At 32.2% G+C, this 20,229-nt stretch carries 21 protein-coding genes and 1 pseudogene; 8 read left to right on the plus strand and 14 right to left on the minus strand.

Going from position 1 to position 20,229, the window contains the following annotated elements; genetic code table 11:
- Positions 1-39: 39 nt before the first annotated feature.
- A pseudogene (locus tag KAR67_RS04435) lies at positions 40-388 on the plus strand (hypothetical protein).
- Positions 364-756 carry a hypothetical protein gene (locus KAR67_RS09630; RefSeq protein WP_002808731.1) on the plus strand — a complete coding sequence of 131 codons (393 nt, stop codon included), beginning with the start codon at positions 364-366 and terminating at the stop codon, positions 754-756. The pseudogene KAR67_RS04435 and the gene KAR67_RS09630 overlap by 25 nt, the downstream one beginning before the upstream one ends.
- On the opposite strand, the gene KAR67_RS04445 is transcribed toward KAR67_RS09630, so the two are convergent.
- The 6 genes from KAR67_RS04445 to KAR67_RS04470 all read right to left on the minus strand — a co-directional run bounded on the left by KAR67_RS04445 (position 740) and on the right by KAR67_RS04470 (position 8,022).
- On the minus strand, positions 740-1,633 hold the full coding sequence (locus KAR67_RS04445; protein WP_002778056.1) for a DMT family transporter: 894 nt from the start codon (positions 1,631-1,633) through the stop codon (positions 740-742). The genes KAR67_RS09630 and KAR67_RS04445 overlap by 17 nt on opposite strands.
- Positions 1,627-2,568 (minus strand): fatty acid desaturase family protein, encoded by a 942-nt coding sequence (locus tag KAR67_RS04450; RefSeq protein WP_002778054.1) that lies wholly within the window; start codon positions 2,566-2,568, stop codon positions 1,627-1,629. Before KAR67_RS04450 ends, KAR67_RS04445 begins: the two co-directional genes overlap by 7 nt.
- Positions 2,569-2,651: 83 nt before the next feature.
- The gene (gene prpD / locus KAR67_RS04455; protein WP_002788042.1) at positions 2,652-4,106 is read right to left on the minus strand and encodes a 2-methylcitrate dehydratase; all 1,455 of its coding nucleotides are present in this window, start codon (positions 4,104-4,106) and stop codon (positions 2,652-2,654) included.
- Positions 4,107-4,115: 9 nt separating this feature from the next.
- A complete protein-coding gene (locus tag KAR67_RS04460) occupies positions 4,116-5,243 on the minus strand; it encodes a citrate synthase/methylcitrate synthase (protein WP_057030652.1) in 1,128 nt (375 codons plus the stop codon).
- A complete protein-coding gene (gene prpB, locus KAR67_RS04465; RefSeq protein ID WP_002778052.1) occupies positions 5,240-6,115 on the minus strand; it encodes a methylisocitrate lyase in 876 nt (291 codons plus the stop codon). The genes KAR67_RS04460 and prpB overlap by 4 nt, the downstream gene beginning before the upstream one ends.
- Positions 6,115-8,022, minus strand: coding sequence for a propionyl-CoA synthetase (locus KAR67_RS04470; protein ID WP_002778051.1), 1,908 nt, complete (start codon positions 8,020-8,022; stop codon positions 6,115-6,117). The genes prpB and KAR67_RS04470 overlap by 1 nt, the downstream gene beginning before the upstream one ends.
- Before the next feature lie 190 nt (positions 8,023-8,212).
- Between KAR67_RS04470 and KAR67_RS04475 the strand changes: the two genes are divergently transcribed.
- Positions 8,213-9,193: a hypothetical protein gene (locus KAR67_RS04475; RefSeq protein WP_173939646.1), complete on the plus strand. Its 981-nt coding sequence runs from the start codon at positions 8,213-8,215 to the stop codon at positions 9,191-9,193.
- On the opposite strand, the gene mreC is transcribed toward KAR67_RS04475, so the two are convergent.
- From mreC to KAR67_RS04515, 8 genes are all read right to left on the minus strand, one after another.
- Positions 9,188-9,937, minus strand: a complete 750-nt coding sequence (gene mreC / locus KAR67_RS04480; protein ID WP_002778048.1) for a rod shape-determining protein MreC — start codon at positions 9,935-9,937, stop codon at positions 9,188-9,190. The genes KAR67_RS04475 and mreC overlap by 6 nt on opposite strands.
- On the minus strand, positions 9,927-10,967 hold the full coding sequence (locus tag KAR67_RS04485; protein ID WP_002788045.1) for a rod shape-determining protein: 1,041 nt from the start codon (positions 10,965-10,967) through the stop codon (positions 9,927-9,929). Before KAR67_RS04485 ends, mreC begins: the two co-directional genes overlap by 11 nt.
- A 13-nt stretch (positions 10,968-10,980) precedes the next feature.
- Positions 10,981-12,204 (minus strand): ATP-dependent Clp protease ATP-binding subunit ClpX, encoded by a 1,224-nt coding sequence (gene clpX / locus KAR67_RS04490; RefSeq protein WP_002778039.1) that lies wholly within the window; start codon positions 12,202-12,204, stop codon positions 10,981-10,983.
- Positions 12,197-12,988, minus strand: a complete 792-nt coding sequence (lpxA, locus tag KAR67_RS04495) for an acyl-ACP--UDP-N-acetylglucosamine O-acyltransferase (protein ID WP_002843034.1) — start codon at positions 12,986-12,988, stop codon at positions 12,197-12,199. Before lpxA ends, clpX begins: the two co-directional genes overlap by 8 nt.
- A 10-nt stretch (positions 12,989-12,998) precedes the next feature.
- Positions 12,999-13,439 (minus strand): 3-hydroxyacyl-ACP dehydratase FabZ, encoded by a 441-nt coding sequence (fabZ, locus tag KAR67_RS04500; RefSeq protein ID WP_002782472.1) that lies wholly within the window; start codon positions 13,437-13,439, stop codon positions 12,999-13,001.
- Between the two features lie 114 nt (positions 13,440-13,553).
- On the minus strand, positions 13,554-14,645 hold the full coding sequence (locus tag KAR67_RS04505) for an epoxyqueuosine reductase QueH (protein WP_002778036.1): 1,092 nt from the start codon (positions 14,643-14,645) through the stop codon (positions 13,554-13,556).
- Complete coding sequence (gene bcp / locus KAR67_RS04510; protein ID WP_002778035.1) at positions 14,645-15,103, minus strand: thioredoxin-dependent thiol peroxidase; 459 nt, start codon at positions 15,101-15,103, stop codon at positions 14,645-14,647. The genes KAR67_RS04505 and bcp overlap by 1 nt, the downstream gene beginning before the upstream one ends.
- Complete coding sequence (locus KAR67_RS04515; protein ID WP_002778034.1) at positions 15,100-15,306, minus strand: 4-oxalocrotonate tautomerase family protein; 207 nt, start codon at positions 15,304-15,306, stop codon at positions 15,100-15,102. Before KAR67_RS04515 ends, bcp begins: the two co-directional genes overlap by 4 nt.
- Before the next feature lie 326 nt (positions 15,307-15,632).
- Between KAR67_RS04515 and ilvE the strand changes: the two genes are divergently transcribed.
- The 5 genes from ilvE to KAR67_RS04540 all read left to right on the plus strand — a co-directional run.
- Positions 15,633-16,547 carry a branched-chain-amino-acid transaminase gene (gene ilvE / locus KAR67_RS04520; protein WP_002782466.1) on the plus strand — a complete coding sequence of 305 codons (915 nt, stop codon included), beginning with the start codon at positions 15,633-15,635 and terminating at the stop codon, positions 16,545-16,547.
- A gap of 15 nt (positions 16,548-16,562) precedes the next feature.
- A complete protein-coding gene (locus KAR67_RS04525) occupies positions 16,563-17,645 on the plus strand; it encodes a prohibitin family protein (protein WP_002831023.1) in 1,083 nt (360 codons plus the stop codon).
- Between the two features lie 10 nt (positions 17,646-17,655).
- Positions 17,656-18,186 (plus strand): DUF2393 family protein, encoded by a 531-nt coding sequence (locus tag KAR67_RS04530; protein ID WP_002782463.1) that lies wholly within the window; start codon positions 17,656-17,658, stop codon positions 18,184-18,186.
- Positions 18,186-18,695: a DUF2393 family protein gene (locus KAR67_RS04535; protein WP_002778025.1), complete on the plus strand. Its 510-nt coding sequence runs from the start codon at positions 18,186-18,188 to the stop codon at positions 18,693-18,695. The genes KAR67_RS04530 and KAR67_RS04535 overlap by 1 nt, the downstream gene beginning before the upstream one ends.
- Before the next feature lie 111 nt (positions 18,696-18,806).
- Positions 18,807-20,229: cache domain-containing protein (locus KAR67_RS04540; protein ID WP_192801062.1), on the plus strand; the 1,423-nt coding region annotated here is incomplete at its 3' end.

Raw genomic sequence — 20,229 nt, forward strand, 5'->3', positions numbered from 1 at the left:
TCTTTTTCAAAAACAATGCTTAGAAAATAATGCCACCGCATGTGCTTATTAGGAAGAGAATTTGCAGCAAACACGAGACTTCCTTTGGATTTAAACAAAGCTTTATTGCTTTTCCAAAAAGCTTGTAAACTTGGGAGATTGGACTCTTGCGTGAGAATCAACAATATAAAATTTAAATTACTGAAAAAGCTAGATGAAGAAACTTATCAAAGCAATTTAAAATATTTTTTAGATCAAAACTCAAGTTTTGCTTTATTAGAACATATCGCTACGCTTAGTAAAAAAGATATAAAATCAGCAATTATACTAGCCAAAAAAAGCTGCGAGCAAGGGCATGATGCTATTTGTGCAGGACTTTCTTATATGTATGCATGCGGACAAGGGGTAGAAAAAGACTTAATCAAAGCTAAAGAATTAAGCTCTAAAGCTTGTGAAAAAGATACAAAGTTGTGCTTTGCGCAAGGCTGGGTTGAATTATTTAATCAAAATGATATTTTAGCCCAAAAACTTTTTTATAAATCTTGTCAGGCCGGATATTATACTGATTGTAATATGGCAGTTGATAAAAATTCCAAAGATCAAGCTATGCAATTATATCTTATTAAAATCACACAAAAAAATAGTCAAAATCAATGTCAAAACTCAAGCAATAAACAATCTTTTGCTTGCCATAAAGCATCTGCTCTTTCTAAAGAAATTTTAAAAATCCAATTGAAAAAAATTTCTGAAAAACTGCTTTTTACAATTTTAATTTAAATTCATGAACAAAAATAGCAAAAAGTATAAAAACTCCACCTAAAATTTGCAAAAACGAAATACTTTGAGCCAAAAACAAAGACCCAAAAAGCATAGCAAACAAAGGCTCACTAAGTTCTATAAGCTGGACTGAATTTGACTTTGCAAGACTTAAGGCTCTAGTAGTGCAGTAAAATCCCCCTATAGTAGGCAAAAACGCCAAAGCTAAAAGCAAAATAAGACTTTCTAAAGAAAAATTAAGATTTAAATTTGCTCCAAATAAAGGAATACTCAAATACAAGCTTCCTATAAAAAGCAAAGCACAAAGAGGAACTAACCCAAAACCCAGTTTTAATTTTCTAGTAAAAAATAAAAATAAAGCATAGCCAATCCCTGCTAAAATAGCATTTACAAGGCCTTTTAAATGAGTAAAATTTTCCAAAGTCCCACCTTCAGCCAAAAAAATCATCCAAAGTCCCAAAAGCGCAAAAACCATAGCCAAAAGCTCATTTAAATGAAAAAAGCGTTTAACATCCAATGCTTCACAAATAAAAGTGATAATCATCCCCACACCAAAAAGCACAAAAACTACATTAGCCACACTCATACTCGTGTAAGCAGCACTCTCAAAATGATAAAGCATAAAAAATCCAAAAAAAGCAAGAAGCAAAAGTGTGAAAATTTTCTGCTTGATAAAAGCCAACAAAGTGGTCAATTTTCTCATATAAATTAACATCACAAACAAAATCACACTAGCCACAAAGCACTTATAAAAAGCTACTTCTGAACTCATAAAACCTTTTTTAAAAAGAAAAACACTAAAAATTCCAACAAAAGCGTTAAATATTGCAGCTAACAAAGCGAAAAAGAAAGCTTGAAACTTAGGATTTTTTAGCATATTTTAAGCTCCTTTTTAATTATTTTTTTCCATAGAGAGGAAGCTTGATTTGAAGAGCTAAAAATACCTCCCATATTAGAGTTTAAAAGTCTGTATTCTTCATTTTTACATAAAATATTATGAGCTTTATCTAAATTCCAAAAAGGAATATTTGCAAACAAATGGTGGATTAAATGATAATTTTCTTTATGTAAGCCAGTAAAAAATAATTCAATTTTATTGCCAAATCTATTCCAAGATTTTTCTATTTCTCTTTTATTTTTTATAATAGGAAAGTGTTCTGCCATCTCTATAAAATGTCCTACCATAGGAAAACTTGTAAGTAAAGGCACAAACCAATACATTAATAAAATATCAAGAACATTAACATAAAAACAAATACCAAAAATAACAATCCAAAATAAAATAAGATATTTAATTTCTTTATCCTTAAAATCACCCAAGCGATTTTTTATAAGATAAGAAATAAAATCAAAAGTCTTACTCAAAAACAAGGGTAAGATAAGGTGCCTAAAAATAAATTCTTTTAAAGAATAAGAAGCGAAAAGCTTTGATTGTATATAAAAATCATAATCAGGATCTTTATTTTCAATTCCTAAAAAACCATGATGTTTAATAACATGGCTTTGTCTGTATTTTTTAAAAGTTTGAAAAATAAGATATCCGCTTGGATATTTACCTAAAAAATCATTTAATTTTCTATTTTTTGCCAATATTCTATGGGCTGACTCATGTAAAATAGTCGCTAAAGCCCTTTGTCTCGTGCCAATAAATAAAACTGCAAATAAATACATAAAAATGTTTTGCATAAAACAAGAAATGACTATTATCAAAATAATTTGTAAATAATCCCATAATACAGCAAAAATTCCATGATAGTTATCAAGTTTATAAAGTACTTTAAGTTCTTTTAAAATAGTATTTTCAAATAGCATTTTTAATCCTAAAAATTATTCATTGTTTTAATTGTATTTTGTTTTAAATTAAACAAGACTGAAACAGTCTTGTTTTTTTATTTTTAACCCAGCCAAAAAAGATCGCTGAATTCATTAAAATTCATTTGCTCTAAGCTCTTTTGATCTTCGCAAATTTTCATTATTTTTTCGCATTGTTTTGGACTTAAACTCGTAGCAAGATTGGCTTTAAATTTGGCGATTAAAAGAGGAATTCCTTCGCTTCTACGTCTTTTGTGTCCTATAGGATACTCAACTTCGACTTTTTTTGTACTTGTGCCATCTTTAAAGAAAACTTGCACGGCATTAGCTATGCTTCTTTTATCGCTTTCTAAATACTCTTTTGTATAGCGATCATCCACTTCTACTTGCATTTTAGCCCTTAAAGCATCGATTCTTTCATCGCTTGCAACACTATCTTCATAATCATCTGCATTCAAACGCCCAAATATAAGTGGCACAGCAACCATATATTGGATACAATGATCCCTATCGGCAGGGTTTGCAAGCTCGCCTACTTTGTTAATGATGCGATGTCCTGATTCTTGAGTTGTGATGATGATTTTTTCTATTTGATCCAAACGATCTTTTACCTCATCATGTAAAGCTAAAGCTGCTTCTACTGCAGTTTGTGCGTGAAATTCAGCTGGAAAAGAAATTTTAAATAAAACATTTTCCATTACATAAGAACCAAATTCTTGAGGAATGGTAAGTTTTTGTCCTTTCATTTTCACATCTTCATAACCCCAAAATTTAGCGCTTAAAGCCGAAGGATAACCCATCTCTCCTGTTTTAGCTTTTAAAGCAAGATCCACACCGCGACTTGAAGCATCACCTGCTGCCCAGCTTTTTCTACTGCCTGTATTTGGCGCATGGCGATAAGTTCTTAAAGCTCCACCATCGATAAAGGCATGAGAAATAGCATTGCGAATTTCTTCAAAATCACAACCCAAAAGCTTTGCAGCTACTGCAGTGCTTGCTATTCTTACAAGTAAAACATGATCCATTCCTACTTTATTAAAACAATTTTCAAGCGCCAAAACTCCTTGAATTTCATGAGCTTTTATCATGGCTTTTAGGACACATTTTACTTTTAAAGGCTCTTTTCCTTCGCTGATATTTTTACGACTTACATAATCAGCTACCGCCCAAATCGCGCCTAAATTATCACTTGGATGCCCCCATTCAGCCGCAAGCCATGTATCATTAAAATCAAGCCATCTTACCATAGCACCCACATTAAAAGCTCCACGGATTGGCTCTAATTGATAAGAAGTTCCAAACACTTTTGCGCCTAAAGGTCTAAATTCAGCCCCTTCAACACTTGGCCCTAAAAGCTTGGTGCAAGCAGGATATTTAAGCGCTAAAAGTCCACAACCTATAGTATCCATCAAACAATATCTAGCCGTTTCTAAAGCCAAATCACTTGTAATTTCAAATTCATCAGCATATTTTGCAATTTTTGTTAAAAGTTCATCAAATTCAGGGCGTTTTGCCTCTAAAATTCCCATATCACTCATTTTTTCTCCTTATCTATCTTGAATTTTTACAAATTTTCTTGGTTCAACGCCTATATATTCGCTATTTGGGCGTATAAGCTTATTGTTTGCTCTTTGCTCTTTAATGTGCGCACACCAACCACTTACGCGACTCATAATAAAAATCGGCGTAAAATACTCAGTTGGAATTCCCATAAAATGATAAGCTGATGCACTATAAAAATCTGCATTAGGTGGCAAACTTGGGCGTTTTTCTTTCATCAAAGCTTCTATGGCTTCACTGATTTTAAAAAGCAAATCATCGCCCCCTAAATGCTTACTCCAAACCTTAATAAGTGCATTTCTAGGATCACCTCCAAGTCCATAAACACGGTGACCAAAACCCATTAAAAGCTCTTTATTTTCTAATTTTTTATTCACACCCTCAATGGCATCCTCAACACTTTTAAAACTTTCTATTAAGTGCATCGCTGCTTCATTTGCTCCTCCATGCAAAGGCCCTCTTAAAGCTCCAATAGCCGCAGCAACCGCACTAAAAATATCACTTTTTGTAGAAGCACAAATTCTAGCTGTAAAAGTTGAAGCATTAAATTCATGCTCTGCATAAAGGATTAATGAGCATTGCATAGCCTTGATAAAATCTTCTTTTGGAGCTTCAAGTTTTAATTTTTCCAAAAAATATCCCGCTATACTTGTTTGATTGGAATCAAAATCAATTTCTTTACCAAAATTCACATAATGATGCCAATAACAAAGCATGCTCGGTAAAATTCCCAAAAGTCTGATGATTTTTTCATCTTGATCGCTAAAATCCTCATTTTCACCCTCTAAAGCTCCCAATGCTGCAACAGCTGTTTGCATCAAATTCATAGGATGAACTTCTTTAGGTATAGCTTTTAAAACGTTTTTTAAATTTTCACTCAAAGCTCTTTGAGCAATGATTTTTTCTTTATAATTTTCTAATTCTTTTGCGTTGGGTAATTCTCCAAACTGAAGTAAATAAGCTATTTCTTCAAATTCTGCATTTTGCGCTAACTCTTCTATGCTATAACCATAATAATTTAGTCCATTTCCAAGCCCGCAAGTACAAATTGCACTTTGTCCTGCGATAACTCCTGCCAATCCACCCGTTTTTTTAGTTGCTTCACTTATACTCATTTTGCACCCCTTTTAAATAATTCGTCTAATTTTTGCTCATAAGAATAATAATCTAGCATTTCATAAAGCTCTTCTCTAGTTTGCATAATCTCAAGAACATCTTTTTGATGTCCGTTTTTCAATATACTTTCATAAACTTGTACTGCAGCTTTATTCATCGCACGATTTGCACTTAAAGGATACAGCACCATAGACACTCCTGCTCTATTTAATTCTTCTTTGGTAAAATAAGGAGTCTTTCCAAATTCTGTGATATTTGCAAGAATTGGAACTTTTACATTTTTAACAAATTCTTCATATTCTTCTAAACTTGTAATAGCTTCAGCAAAAACCATTTCAGCTCCAGCCTCAACATATGCTAAAGCCCGTTCGATAGCTTTTTGCTGACCTTCAATTGCATGCGCATCCGTTCTTGCCATAATCACAAAATCAGGATCGATTTTTGCATCTACTGCTGCTTTAATACGATCACACATCTCTTCAGTGCTTACTAATTCTTTATTAGGACGATGTCCGCACCTTTTTTGAGCCACTTGATCTTCAATATGAGTTGCCGCTGCACCCGCACGAATTAATTCTTTTATCGTTCTTGCAATATTAAAAGCACCTCCAAAACCTGTATCTGCATCAACTAATAAAGGCGTATCCACTCTAGAGCAAATGCGTCTTACATCAATGCATACTTCTTCAAGTGCGATAATCCCCAAATCAGGCAAGCCATAACTCGCGCTTGCCACGCCACTTCCCGAAAGATATAAAGCTTTGTGTCCTATTTTAGTAGCTTGTAAAGCACTATAAGCATTGACAGCTCCTACTATGGTCAAAGGTTTGCTTGTCTTTACTAATTCTTTAAATTTTTTTCCTGCACTCATTATTTTTCTCCTTTATTTTTTGGGTATCCTAAAGCATTAATAGCTTTTTCGCAAGCTTTTAAAACATTACTATCCTCTATAGTAGCTGGAACATTTAAGGTTGAACCATCAGCTATTTCTCTTAAATTTTTACGCAAAATTTTTCCACTTCTTGTCTTAGGTAAAGCACTAACAACTGTGGCAATTTTAAACGAAGCTACGGCTCCAATTTCTTGACGCACCAAAGCTACAACTCCTTCAACTATACCCCTATGATCTCGCTCTATACCCTCTTTTAAAACGATAAAGCCCATAGGTATTTCACCTTTAAGCTCATCATTTACACCTATAACCGCACATTCTGCAACATCAGGATGTTTTGCTATAATCTCTTCCATTTCTCCAGTTGAAAGTCTATGGCCTGCAACATTGATGATTCCATCCATTCTTCCTAAAACATACACATAGCCATCTTTGTCGATATAGCCTGTGTCTCCTGTTAGATAATAGCCTGGAAATTGATCTAAATATCCCCTACGATATCTTTCATCATTCTCCCAAATTCCCATTAAACAAGCTGGAGGTAAAGGAAGTTTTAGGCACAAAATTCCTTTTTTTCCTGCTCCAAGCTCTTGACCTTTTTCATCTAAAACCTTAAGATTAAATCCTGGCATAGGTTTTGTAGGACTTCCTGCTTTAACAACTTGTGCTTCCAAGCCCAAAGGATTAGCCGCGATCGCCCAACCTGTTTCAGTTTGCCACCAATTATCAATCACAGGTTTTTTTGTAAGCTTTTCTATCCATTTAAGCGTATCGCTATCGCATCTTTCACCTGCCACAAAAATAGATCTTAAGCTATCAAGATTAAATTTTTTAATCCATTCTCCTTTAGGATCTTCTTTTTTAATCGCCCTAAAAGCAGTTGGGGCTGAAAAAAGCACATTCACTTTATATTCTTCAATAATTCTCCAAAATGCTGAAGGATTAGGCGTTCTTACAGGTTTTCCCTCATAAACTATAGTTGTACATCCATTCATCAAAGGTGCATAAACTATATAAGAATGTCCCACAACCCAACCTACATCAGAAGCGGTAAAAAAGACATCTCCTGCTTTAGCATTATAAATATTATCCATCGACCATTTCATAGCCACAGAATGACCTCCATTAGAGCGGATTACTCCTTTTGGAGAACCTGTGGTGCCTGAAGTATAAAGTATATAAAGCGGATCGGTAGCTAAAACAGGTACAGGATCTACACCCCGAGTTTTTTCCTCTTCAAGCTCCCAATCAATATCCCTCCAAGGAAGCATATTTGCTCTATATTGTGGGCGTTGCCAAATCAAACAAGTCGTAGGCTTATGAGTACATTTTTTAATAGCCTCATCTAAAATAGGTTTATACTCGATAATGCTACTTACTTCTATCCCGCAACTTGCACTAATAATCATTCTAGGTTTAGCATCTTCTATCCTCGTAGCAAGTTCATGTGCTGCAAAGCCTCCAAATACAACACTATGAATAGCCCCAAGCCTAGCACAAGCAAGCATAGCTATAAGTGCTTCAGGTATCATTGGCATATAAATAACAACGCGATCCCCTTTAACCACGCCCTTGTTTGCTAAAATTCCGGCTACTTTTGCAACACGATCACGAAGTTGCTTATAAGTATATTTTTTCTTTGTATCCGTAACAGGAGAATCATAAATCAGTGCTAATTGATCGCCCCTGCCATTGTGTACATGTAAATCAAGCGCATTATAACAAGTATTCATACACCCGCCAACAAACCATCTGTAATGCCCATCGCTATCATCAAGCACCCTATCCCATTCATTATACCAATGCACTTTTTTAGCTGCTTCAGCCCAAAATGCTTCAGGATTTTGAAGAGATTCTCGATAAGTCTGCTCATAAACAATACCCATAATCCATCCTTTCTTGATAAGTTGAATTTGCATTATAGAGTTTTTGTTTGAAAAATAAAATGCCAATTTTTTGGTTTAATTGTGTGATTTTGTAGCTAAAAAAATAAATTTTGTATATTTTTTGAACAAAATTTTAATTTTTGTATATATATTTACCTATATTTTTAATAATTAGAAAATATAAAAAATAATGAAAAAAATATATTTGTATCAAAAAGTAACAAAAATAATTTTTAAGAGTGAGACAATGTTAAATTCTAAAGATAGAACACAAGTAATTTTGGAAAAATCAGGCTTAAGTTTGAGCAAATTTGCAACAATTTTGGGCAAAGATCGTAGAACGCTTGCTAAATTTATAGAAAATGACACAGTAAAAGAACTCGATACCAAAAGTAAAGAAAAAATTTGTGAATTTTTTCGCTATCCTTTTAAAATATGGGAAAGCAATGAAAACGAATTTTATACACTCTTAAATCAAATAGAAAATAATGAAATTCGCATCATTGACGAAGGATACATCGGAGGATTAAAATATATTTTTGAAAATGAAAATGAAGGTTCACTTATATTACACCCTGCTTTTCCAAATCCCGCTTATAGGGATTTTATCGTGCCTTTAGTATATCAAAATAACGACAGCGAAGAGGCTAGAATATATCGCATAAAAAGGGGTGAAAAAATGAGAGCACATTCTTTTAATGCAAGCGAGTGGTATTCTATCAAGTCTTTACTTGAATTTTGTTTTTCGCCTATAGGAAATTTTTATACAAAAGAACAAAAAATTCAAATTTTAGAACTCATGATTAATACCTTTAAAGATAATCTTAACAAATCTTTATATTTCTTTGATTCTTATGATAAAAAAATTTATGGGCTTGATGTGTTTTATCTTTCTATCAATGCTAAAGAAAATACAATGTTTTTTAAAGCCCCTTTGGAAATGCTATTAGTCGAGATTAAAAACTCAACCCTAGTTCATAAAATTCACGAGCATTATACCCATGCAAAAAAATGTCCTGCGCATATTTTAGCTCAAGATGCATGTTTTATCATGGAAATTTTATTACAATGTTTAAAAGACAATTTAGACATTAAAGAAAGCTGTGATATCCTAGATAAAAAAAGCCCATATGGAAATTTATTTAAAAAGAGTCTAAGTGTTGATTTATAAACTATCGATTATATAAAGATAGGCAGGGATATTGATGTTAGCATAAGGTTTTACTTCAACACTTTGATACATATCCTCATCTTTGATTGCACTTACAATACCCACTGGAACATCTGAAAAAAAGATATTGTCAAGGCCACTTGTTAAAATCTCATCTCCTATATTAATTTTTGCCCATTTGGGTATAAATTTAACCTTAAGTTTATCATCTTCGCCTTGGATAAGGCCAGGAATTTTATTTTTACCTATATATACAGAAAAAACACATTGTTCATCACCCTGTAAAAGTGCCATAGCTCTGCCATCTTTATTGATCGCAATGCCTATAGTGTATCCTTGATGAATCAAACCTTTATTTTTATTAGGAGATACTTTGGCAAAATCAAGCCACAATCTTTTATAATCATTTAATTTTACATAAGAAATAACTCTTACTAAAGAAACTTGAGGTAAGTATCTTGTTGAATTTTTATCCTCTAAAATACGATTTAATTGGTTTGCAAAGCTTGTAGTTAATACAGCTGCATATTCTAGCTCTTGATTTCTTGCTTTTAATTGTTCAATTTGATCTACTTGATCAAAATGCTTGGAAAAAAATTCGGTGATAGCATCCTTAATTCCATAAAATTTTTCTAACACCGTATCATTTACCAAAAGAACATTTTTTTTTACCAAGCCCCCATAGTAAAAAGATATAAAAACTAAAAAAAATAAAACAAGGACAAAGATAAGCTTATTCTTCATTCGTCAATTGTTGCAATAGTGAAATTTCCTCCAAAGCTTTACCCGTTCCCTTAGCCACGGCTAAAAGTGGTTCATCAGCAATATATACTGGCAAGCGAACAATTTCACTTAAATATTTATCAAGTCCACGAATCAATGCTCCACCACCTGTTAAGACAACACCATTTTCTACTATATCACTTGCAAGATCAGGTGGCATCATTTCAAGTACCATTTTTAAAGCATCTGCTATTTCTTTTAAATATTCCCTCATTGCCTCTCTAACATCTTCACTTGTAAGCTCGATACGACTTAAAAGTCCACTCACTTGATCGCGCCCCTTTACAACCATAGAAAGTTCTTTTGGAAGCTGGATAGCTGAACCAATAGCGATCTTAATCTCCTCGCCCGTTCTTTCGCCAATGATAAGATTGTATTTTTCTTTGACATAATTTACTATACTTGTATCAAGCTTATCACCTGCAGTACGAATAGACTTTGAAATAACAAGCCCACCTAGTGAAATCACACCAATTTCAGTTGTTCCACCCCCTATATCTACAACTAAATTTCCTTTAGGTTCTTGTATAGGTAAATTTGCCCCAATAGCTGCTGCCATAGGTTCTTCTATCAAAAATACTTCTCTTGCACCTGCACTTAAGGCACTTTCTCTAACAGCCTTTCTTTCAACTTGAGTTAAGCCATAAGGGACTGAAATGATGATTCTAGGTCTTAAAAAACTTTTTCTGCGGTGAGTTTTTTCTATAAAGTAACGAATCATTTTTTCTGTCATATCAAAATCAGCAATAACTCCATCTTTCATCGGGCGAATAGCTTCGATGTTACCTGGAGTTTTTCCCACCATATCTTTAGCTTCTTTACCTACGGCTAAAATTTTAGCCCTAGAACCATACCTTTCTCTTTCAACTGCCACAACAGAAGGCTCATTGATAACTATGCCCTTATCTTTTACCAAAACAAGAGTATTAGCAGTTCCTAAGTCTATACCCATATCGCTTGAAAAAAATCCTATAAGTTGATCTAAAATCATTTTTATCCCTTTTTTAGCTTATTTTCTTTTTGATTAATAACGCTTTTGCACCATCTCTTACCACTTCTTTGGTGATAACGATATCATAATTTTTATATTCTGGTAACTCAAACATCAAATCCACCATTATTTCTTCTATAATACTTCTAAGTCCTCTAGCGCCCGTTTTTCGTTCTAAGGCTAATTTTGCAATTTCTCTTAAAGCATCATCTTCAAATTTTAAGTTCACGCCATCAATAGCAAAAAGTTTTTGATATTGCTTTACGATAGCATTTTTTGGCTCGGTCAAAATTCTTACCATATCATCTTCATTAAGCTCGTTTAAAGAAGTTATAACATGTAAGCGCCCTATAAGTTCAGGTATAAGGCCAAAATGCACTAAATCATCAGGCTCTATCTTTTCAAGCAAAGCTTTGCTATTTTCTTTTTCATTATCGAAAAAGCCTACGACCTTATCGCCTAATTTTCTCTTAAGTATAGTTTCTAAGCCATCAAATGCACCACCACAAACAAATAAAATATTTGAAGTATCAATTTGAATAAAATCTTGATTAGGATGTTTTCTTCCTCCTTTAGGCGGAATATTAACCAAGCTTCCTTCTATAATCTTAAGCAAAGCTTGCTGCACGCCTTCTCCACTCACATCACGAGTGATAGAGCGATTTTCACTCATTCTAGCTATTTTATCAATCTCATCGATAAATACTATGCCCTTTTGAGCTCTTTCTACATCTCCATCAGCAGCTTGCAAAAGACGGGTTAAAATATTTTCTACATCCTCGCCCACATAACCTGCTTCGGTTAAAGAAGTCGCATCGCAAATGGCTATAGGTACATCCAAAAATTTAGCTAAAGTTTGAGCAAGTAAGGTTTTTCCACTACCTGTAGGACCTATAAGAAGGATATTGGATTTAAAAAGCTCCACATCATCATCTTGAAGTTCAGATTTGAAAAGTCTTTTATAGTGATTATAAACCCCTACACTAAAAACTTTTTTAGCCCTATCTTGCCCTATGACATAGCGATCCAAATAAGCTTTTAATTCTTTTGGGGTAATATCTTTAAAATCAACGCCATGTTCATGTTTTGGCTCTTTAAATTCTTTTTCTTCCCCATAGATAATACTATAAGCCCCCTCAACACAATACTCACAAATAAATGCATCATCGTTTTCATTAGCTAAAATTCTTCTTTGTGGATTTTCCACTTCATTACAAAAACTGCATTTTCTAGGCATTATTTTTACCTCTATATACAGGGATTCCGCGTTTTGTTTCTAATATAAATTTACACATTTTATTAATATTTTCACTTTCATTATTTTCTAATAATTTTTGAGCATTTTCTTTTAAATCCCCCTGTCTAAACAAGAATTTAAAAGCTTTACTAAGCCTATCTACTTCATCCTTATCAAAACGACGACGAATTCCTACTAAATTCAAACTTCTAATACTTGCACGATTTCCTTCAGCTAAACAAAAAGGTACTATATCTTGCGAAAGCGCACTCGCACCTGCTATCATACAGCCCTCACCCACTTTAACAAATTGATGAATAGGAGTAAGACCACCCACAACGGTAAAATCTCCTAGTTCTACATGCCCTGCTAAGGTTGCGTTGTTGGCTAAAATAATATTATCCCCTAAAAGGCAATCATGTGCGATATGACAATACGCCATTATAAAAGCATTGTCTCCTATACGAGTAAAACCATCGCCTTTAGCTGTACCCGAATTTATCGTAGCAAATTCTCTAATAGTAGAATTTTGCCCTATAATTACTCCGCTTTTTTGCTCGTCCTTATAAGATATATCTTGAGGAATATCACCTACTATAGCATATGAAAATACACGAGAATGATCACCTATGGTAGTATCTGAAAGTATTCTCGCCCCTTGCTTGATAACAACCCCATTGCCTATCTTAGCTTCTTTGCTTACATATGCATAAGCCTCAATAACAACATCATCACCTAAAATAGCTCCATCTTCTATTACAGCACTAGGATGAATTTTTTTCACTGATTCTCTCTTATTTGTCTACTATCATAGCTTTAAGTTCTGCTTCTGCAACCAAATTTCCATCTACAAAAGCTTGACCCTTAAAAATCCACATATTGCCACGATTTTTAACTACTTGCATTTCATAATCAAGTCTATCTCCAGGGCGAACAGGATTTCTAAATTTAGCTCCATCAATACCTGTAAAATATACAACCTTACTTTTTGGATCTACCTTAGCATCCATGCTTTCAAAAGCCAAAACCCCACCCGTTTGCGCCATACCTTCTAAAATCAAAACTCCAGGATAAATAGGATGACCTGGGAAATGTCCCATAAAAACATGATCGCTTATGCTGATATTTTTATATCCTCGAACAACTTCTCCAACTTTTAACTCTGTGATTTTATCAACAAGCAAAAAAGGATAACGGTGAGGTAAAATTTCTTGAATTTTCATTACATCTATCATTAAATCGGCCTTAAAAACAATTAAAAAACATAATTATATAAAAAAATCATTAAAAATTATGTTAATCCAATCAATTTTAGTCAAAATTTTAAGTGATTTTAAAATATTTTAAATCTATGTTCTTTTTATAACTTCCTTAACATCATAGTAAATTTCACTCTTGGCTACAATCTCATATCTTGTAGGTAAAATTTTTTCAAGCACTATAACAGGGCTAAGATCATAAGCTCCAAAATGTTTATTTCGCCATTTAATTTCTTCTTCTATTTTTAAAGGATGTTTTAAAAAATCTTCAAAACTTTTCCATTTGTTTTTAAAATCAGAATTAAAGCGCCAAAATTCTATAAAGCTGATTTCATCTTTCGTGCTTTTATAGATTCCATTCTTTAAATTTTCATTTAAATTTTTCTCATCTAAACTAAATCTTGTATAATGATTTTTAAAATGAGAATAAAATAAAATATGACTCTTAACGGCTTTTTTATCAAGCTTTATTAAAGCACTTAAAAGTCGGTAGTTTAAGAATTTTTGTCTTATGATTTCAAATTTTATACCCTTTTTTTCTAATAAATTAACTTTTTTATAAAGAGCTATTCTAGCTTCTATGCTTGCGGGTAAAATTTGAGCATTAATAGGTGACATTAATTCATCAATAAAGTTTTTATCTTGCTTTTGCTTTTTAAGCCCATAAATACAACCACAATAATTTTGATGATAAAGCATTTCTTTTTTTGCTAAAGCAAATTGCCTTTGAGTGCCTCCATTTTTACGAAAATCAGGAGCTAAAAATTCCACCCCATAAGGCTCACACTCTTTTTGCAAAGCATTTTTTAACTGCTCTAAATCCTTCTTAGGGCTTGTTAAAAGTGTTGTTGTAAGCTTTTTTTCTCCTATTTTGGCTGCAAATTCTACACTTGAACCCATTCTTAGATCAAAACAAATTTCACATCTTGCACCTTTTTCTGGCTCATCTTCATAGCCTTTTACAGCTTTTAGCCATTTTTCATACTCATACTCGCCCTTATAAAGCTTGATACCGAGCTTATCACAAGATCTTTTTACATCTAAAAATCTTAATTCATATTCGCTTAAAGGATGGATATTAGGATCATAGAAATATCCTATAATTTTTTCTTTAGGATATTCTTTTCTAAGCTCTTCTATAAAATAATGACTGTCTACACTACAACAAATATGCACCAACATTAAAGACTTTCAAGCACTTTTAGTGCATGATCTTTTACGCGGACATTGCTATAAATTTGGGCAATTTTTCCCGCTTCATCGATAACAAAAGTCGATCTTATAATGCCTTCATATTCTTTACCATAATTTTTCTTAAGTCCCCAAGCTCCATAAGCTTTTGCCACTTCTTTTTCGCTATCACTTAATAATATGTGCTTTAAATTAAATTTAGCAATAAATTTATCATGACTTGTCACACCATCAGGACTTACACCGATAATCACTGCATTTTTATCACAAAACTTATCATAATTTGCACTAAAATCGCAAGCTTCTGTGGTGCAACCTGGAGTATTGTCCTTAGGATAAAAATATAAAATCACTTTTTTACCAATAAAATCTTTAAGAGCGATTTTCACCCCATCTTGATTTAAAAGTTCAAATTGTGGCGCCTCATCCCCTACTTTTAAAACACTCATTTATTTGCCTTTGCCTTAATGGCCTCTACGCTTTCACCACCAAAACCTATGTCATAACTTTCGATATCTTCTAACATCACCACTACCCTTTCTTTGCTTTTGTTGTATTTTGTGCTTAAAAGCTCAGTTATATCGGCTATCAATTCAGCTTTTTGCTCCTTACTTAAAGCTGGCTTTGCTAGTTTAATATTTACAATTGGCATTTTTTCTCCTTTGATTTTTATAATTATTTCAAACTTTAATAAATAAATTTTTAAATTTACACTAAATTCTATAAAAAATTTAATTCAGTTTTTCACAATCTTGACTTAAAAATCGTGGTATTAAATTTCTCATTCTTATTTTAATCATCAGAAAAAGGCCATATCCTTAATAAAATCGACTCGATAAATTCTAAAAGTTTGATTTTATTTTTTATTAAAATCCTTCATAAATGTTTAAATTTATACTTTATATATCAAGCTATCATTAATTTACTTTTGCTAAAATTAAAAGTTTTTTAACAAAAATATGACTATTAAGGCTAAAAATGATCTCAGCAGATAAAATTTGGATGGATGGAAAATTAGTTGATTTTAAAGATGCAACCTTGCACTTTTTAACCCATTCTTTACATTATGGTAATGCTGTTTTTGAAGGAACAAGAGCTTATAAAACAGATAAAGGCTTAGCGATTTTCAGACTTGAAGATCACACTAAAAGACTTTTAGAATCTGCTAAAATTACTCTTTTAAACTGCCCTTTTTCTCAAAAAGAGCTTGAAAAGGCACAAATTGAACTTTTAAAAGTAAATGATTTTAAAAACAATGTCTATATTCGCCCTGTAATCTTCTTAGGAGATGGAGTAATGGGACTTTATCATGTAAAAGCCCCTGTACGCGTTGGCATCGCTGCTTGGGAATGGGGTGCTTATTTGGGTGAAGAAGGTTTAGAAAAAGGTATTAAAGTAAAAATTTCATCTTTTGTAAGAAATAGTGTAAAATCTTGTATGGGTAAAGCAAAAGCGAGCGCAAACTATCTTAACTCTCAAATTGCAAAATTTGAAGCTATTGAAGCAGGATATGAAGAAGCTTTGATGCTTGATGAAGAGGGTTTTATAGCAGAAGGTACGGGAGAGTGCTTCTTTATCGTAAAAGATGGAGTTTTAATCACTCCACCTAATGATTTTTCTTTAAAAAGTATCACTCAAGACACAGTTCTTAAAATCGCTCACGATCTTGGTTTAACTGTACTTCGTCAAAGAATTTCAAGGGATGAGGTTTATACTGCTGATGAAGCATTTTTTACTGGAACTGCTGCAGAAATCACTCCTATTAATAATGTTGATGCAAGAATTATAGGCAGTGGTATAAGAGGTTCTATTACTAAAAAACTTCAAGATGCTTATTTTGATGTAGTTTATGGACGCAATGAAAAATACGCATCTATGCTAACTTATATTTAAAGATAAAGGAAATAAATGCCAGCTGATTTGAATGATTATTTCAATAAAAAAAATAGAAATTCTAATAACAATAACAACCGACAAAATTTCAATTTCAAAGCTCCTGAATTTAATTTCAAGGGTTTTGGAAAATTTTCTCCTTTTGTTTATGGTGTAATTATTATTGTTTTGTTTTTAATTATCGCAAAACCTTTTATGGTGATAAATTCTGGAGAAATGGGGATTAAATCCACTACAGGTAGATACGACCCAAATCCTTTAGAGCCAGGACTCCATTTTTTTATACCTTTTATACAAAAAATAACTACAATTGATACGAGAGTAAGACAAATCAATTATGCTTCTATAGAAGGAAGTAATGAGAATTTAACTTCAGGTTCAGGTGTGATTAATAAAAACAGCATTTCCGTGCTTGATTCACGCGGCTTGCCTGTTTCTATTGATGTAACAGTTCAATACCGCTTAAATCCTTTACAAGTTCCTCAAACTATAGCAACTTGGAGTTTAAATTGGGAAAATAAAATCATAGATCCTGTGGTGCGTGATGTGGTTCGAAGTGTTGTAGGAAAATATACTGCTGAAGAGTTGCCAACAAATCGTAATGCAATCGCAACCCAAATCGAAGAAGGGATAAGAAAAACCATAGAAGCACAACCTAATGAGCCAGTGGAACTTCGTGCGGTTCAACTTAGAGAAATTATATTGCCTTTGAAAGTAAAAGAGCAAATTGAACGCGTGCAAATTGCAAAACAAGAAGCAGAAAGAACTAAATATGAGGTAGAAAGAGCAAATCAAGAAGCTTTAAAAAAAGCTGCTTTGGCTGAAGGGGAAGCAAATGCAACCATCATCAGTGCTAAAGGTAAAGCAATGGCTGTAAAAATAGAAGCAGATGCGCAAGCTTATTCTAATAAAGAAATTGCGAATAGTTTAAATACTCCTTTGCTTAACTTAAAACAAATTGAAACCCAAAAAGAATTTAATGAAGCCTTGAAAGTCAATCAAGATGCTAAAATTTTCTTAACTCCTGGTGGAGCAGTACCAAATATTTGGGTGGATACTAAGGATGCTAAAAAACAAAGTTCTACTAACATGAACTAGGATATATAAAGTGGAAAGACTAAAAGAAATTGTGCATTTTTACACTACTCACTTATATTTAGTGGATTATATGCTGATTTTATTTGTCTTTTTCCTCTTTACTTGCGTTCTACTCTTGTGTATCTTTTTACGCCACAAACCTGTGGCGGCTCTTTTGATCATCGCACTTAATATAATTATTTGTTTTTTGATTTATACATATGGATATAAATTCATAGATAGCGAAGTAAGGAGTAGAAAAACAACCATTGTAGAACAAAAATTCATCCAAAGCTCTGAAGCTTTAATTATTGATTTTAATATCACAAATACTTCTAAAAACGACTTTAAACAATGTAAAGTGATTGCTAGAATTTTCAAGGATAAATTACCCGAAGATAATCTCATCAATGAATATAAAAATCAACTCATTCCCTTTAGGCAAAAAAGCAGGGAAATTTTTAATCTGAAAAAAAATACAACTCAATTTCAAAGAATTTCTTTTGATAATTTCAACTATGACAATAATTACACCATACGCCTCAATTCGGAGTGTTTTTAATGCAATTTACAATTTTTCATATTTTGGCTTTTGTTATCTTGCTTCTTTGCTTTATTTTAGTTTGTATTTTAATTTTTTTAAAAGTGAAGCAAAAAGAATTTGCTCTTATTTCCTATACTATCGCGACCATTTTCACCGCACTTTTAATTTATTCTGTATTTCTCACTATCAATCAATTCACAACCCAAGCTAGTCTTAGCAAACTTACCTTTTCTAGAGATTTAAGACATGAAAGTATTATTATTACAGGAAGAGTGCAAAATCTTACCAAATTTAATATTCGTAAATGCTATTTAATGCTAAGTATACTAAATAAAAAGCGAGTTGGAGGTGAAATTTTCAATGATAAAAATATCCGTAACGCTAAAATGCAAAATACAAGTGTTTCTTATACTATAGAAATCATAGACACACTCCCGGGTAATACCTATAAAGAATTTAGAGCTAGCGTTCCTTTTCCTCCAACTTTTAATAATCCTGAATTTTATCACACCTTAAAATGTATTTGATATTGTTAAATAGTTTTAAAACATCTATAAAAAATAATTTTATATTAATTTTATTTTTTTTGATATACTAACGAGCTTTATTTTTAGTAAAAAATTTATGTGAGGTTTTTCATGTTTAGACTATCGAGCGTTAGTTCAAAACTCTTATTATCAGTTGCTATTAGTGTTATTTTAGCTACAGCTCTTATGATTGCTATTGTTTCTTTTCAAGTTGCTTCATATTCAGAAAAAGAAGCCAGAAATACTATTTTATTATCTTCAAAAAGATATGTGAATTATATACAAGGTATGTTAAATGAAGAAGTCACACTAACCAAAGGAGTTGCTACATCGTTAAATGAAATGTTTCAAAATAATGATCATATAGATATCGATTTAATTGAAAGTCTTATAAAAAATACTTTTGATAGTAGTCACTATGCAGCATATACATTTCTCTATTTAAAAGATACTACTGTATTAAGTGATATGCAGAATGTAGATAAAAAATATATTAGCCCAGATGGAAAAACTTTTTCTATGATATTTTTTGATCAAATAGTAGAAAAATCTGGTGGAATAACTACTATTTCAACTCCAAACAATTTCTCTCAATTAAATCTAATACAAAATATCGAACAAAATGCAAAATATGGAGATAAAGACTCTGTTTTTGTAGATTCTCCTAGAAAACTTAATTATGATAATAATGAATTTTTAGGTATAAATTTCGGTATGCCTATTTTTAACAATAAGGGCAAATTTATTGGAGTTATAGGATATACTATAGATTTACTAGAAATTTCCGAGACTATATTGGATCCAAAATTCGACTTTTTTGAAGGGGATCTAAGATTCTTAATGAACGATCAGGGTATTATTGCTATTCATAAAAATAAAAATGCAATTTTAAAAACTTTATTTGATATTAACAAAGATCAATCTGCTCAATTAATTGTTGAGGCAGTTAAAAACCATAAAGATGAAATCTTAGATAATTATATTGCCTCAACAGGAGATCTTAGTTATGCTAGTATCTCTTCATTTAGCACTTTAGGTAATTCTAGTCATTGGAGTGTAATTGTAACAGCTCCTAAAAAATCAGTTTTAGCCCCTTTATATAAACTACAATATATTATTATTAGTGTTGCCATAATAGCACTAATTGCTATTTTGGCTGTTGTGTACTTTTTTATAAGAAAAATCATAGGCTCTAGAATTCCTCTTATACTTAAGTCTTTGGAAAATTTCTTTCGCTTTTTAAATCATGAAAAAATAGAAGTTCAGACAATTGAAATTAAAGCTAATGATGAATTGGGCAAAATGGGTAAAATTATCAATGAAAACATCCTTGCTACTAAACAAGGTTTAGAACAAGATGCTAAAGCAGTAAAAGAAAGTGTTGAAACTGTAGGAGTAGTAGAAAGTGGTAATCTTACTGCAAGAATTACAGCTAATCCTAGAAATCCACAATTAATAGAACTTAAAAATGTTCTAAATAGACTTTTAGATGTTTTACAAACTAAAGTAGGATCAGATATGAATGCTATTCATA

Origin of the sequence: Campylobacter sp. JH32 (genome assembly GCF_017846535.1) — a bacterium.
Lineage (GTDB): Bacteria > Campylobacterota > Campylobacteria > Campylobacterales > Campylobacteraceae > Campylobacter_D > Campylobacter_D coli.

Coding starts and splice junctions, on each gene's coding strand:
- KAR67_RS09630 (WP_002808731.1), top strand. CDS start 364: ATGTATGCATGCGGACAAGGGGTAGAAAAAGACTTAATCAAAGCTAAA.
- KAR67_RS04445 (WP_002778056.1), bottom strand. CDS start 1,633: ATGCTAAAAAATCCTAAGTTTCAAGCTTTCTTTTTCGCTTTGTTAGCT.
- KAR67_RS04450 (WP_002778054.1), bottom strand. CDS start 2,568: ATGCTATTTGAAAATACTATTTTAAAAGAACTTAAAGTACTTTATAAA.
- prpD (WP_002788042.1), bottom strand. CDS start 4,106: ATGAGTGATATGGGAATTTTAGAGGCAAAACGCCCTGAATTTGATGAA.
- KAR67_RS04460 (WP_057030652.1), bottom strand. CDS start 5,243: ATGAGTATAAGTGAAGCAACTAAAAAAACGGGTGGATTGGCAGGAGTT.
- prpB (WP_002778052.1), bottom strand. CDS start 6,115: ATGAGTGCAGGAAAAAAATTTAAAGAATTAGTAAAGACAAGCAAACCT.
- KAR67_RS04470 (WP_002778051.1), bottom strand. CDS start 8,022: ATGGGTATTGTTTATGAGCAGACTTATCGAGAATCTCTTCAAAATCCT.
- KAR67_RS04475 (WP_173939646.1), top strand. CDS start 8,213: ATGAAAAAAATATATTTGTATCAAAAAGTAACAAAAATAATTTTTAAG.
- mreC (WP_002778048.1), bottom strand. CDS start 9,937: ATGAAGAATAAGCTTATCTTTGTCCTTGTTTTATTTTTTTTAGTTTTT.
- KAR67_RS04485 (WP_002788045.1), bottom strand. CDS start 10,967: ATGATTTTAGATCAACTTATAGGATTTTTTTCAAGCGATATGGGTATA.
- clpX (WP_002778039.1), bottom strand. CDS start 12,204: ATGCCTAGAAAATGCAGTTTTTGTAATGAAGTGGAAAATCCACAAAGA.
- fabZ (WP_002782472.1), bottom strand. CDS start 13,439: ATGATAGATGTAATGAAAATTCAAGAAATTTTACCTCACCGTTATCCT.
- KAR67_RS04505 (WP_002778036.1), bottom strand. CDS start 14,645: ATGTTGGTGCATATTTGTTGTAGTGTAGACAGTCATTATTTTATAGAA.
- bcp (WP_002778035.1), bottom strand. CDS start 15,103: ATGAGTGTTTTAAAAGTAGGGGATGAGGCGCCACAATTTGAACTTTTA.
- KAR67_RS04515 (WP_002778034.1), bottom strand. CDS start 15,306: ATGCCAATTGTAAATATTAAACTAGCAAAGCCAGCTTTAAGTAAGGAG.
- ilvE (WP_002782466.1), top strand. CDS start 15,633: ATGATCTCAGCAGATAAAATTTGGATGGATGGAAAATTAGTTGATTTT.
- KAR67_RS04525 (WP_002831023.1), top strand. CDS start 16,563: ATGCCAGCTGATTTGAATGATTATTTCAATAAAAAAAATAGAAATTCT.
- KAR67_RS04535 (WP_002778025.1), top strand. CDS start 18,186: ATGCAATTTACAATTTTTCATATTTTGGCTTTTGTTATCTTGCTTCTT.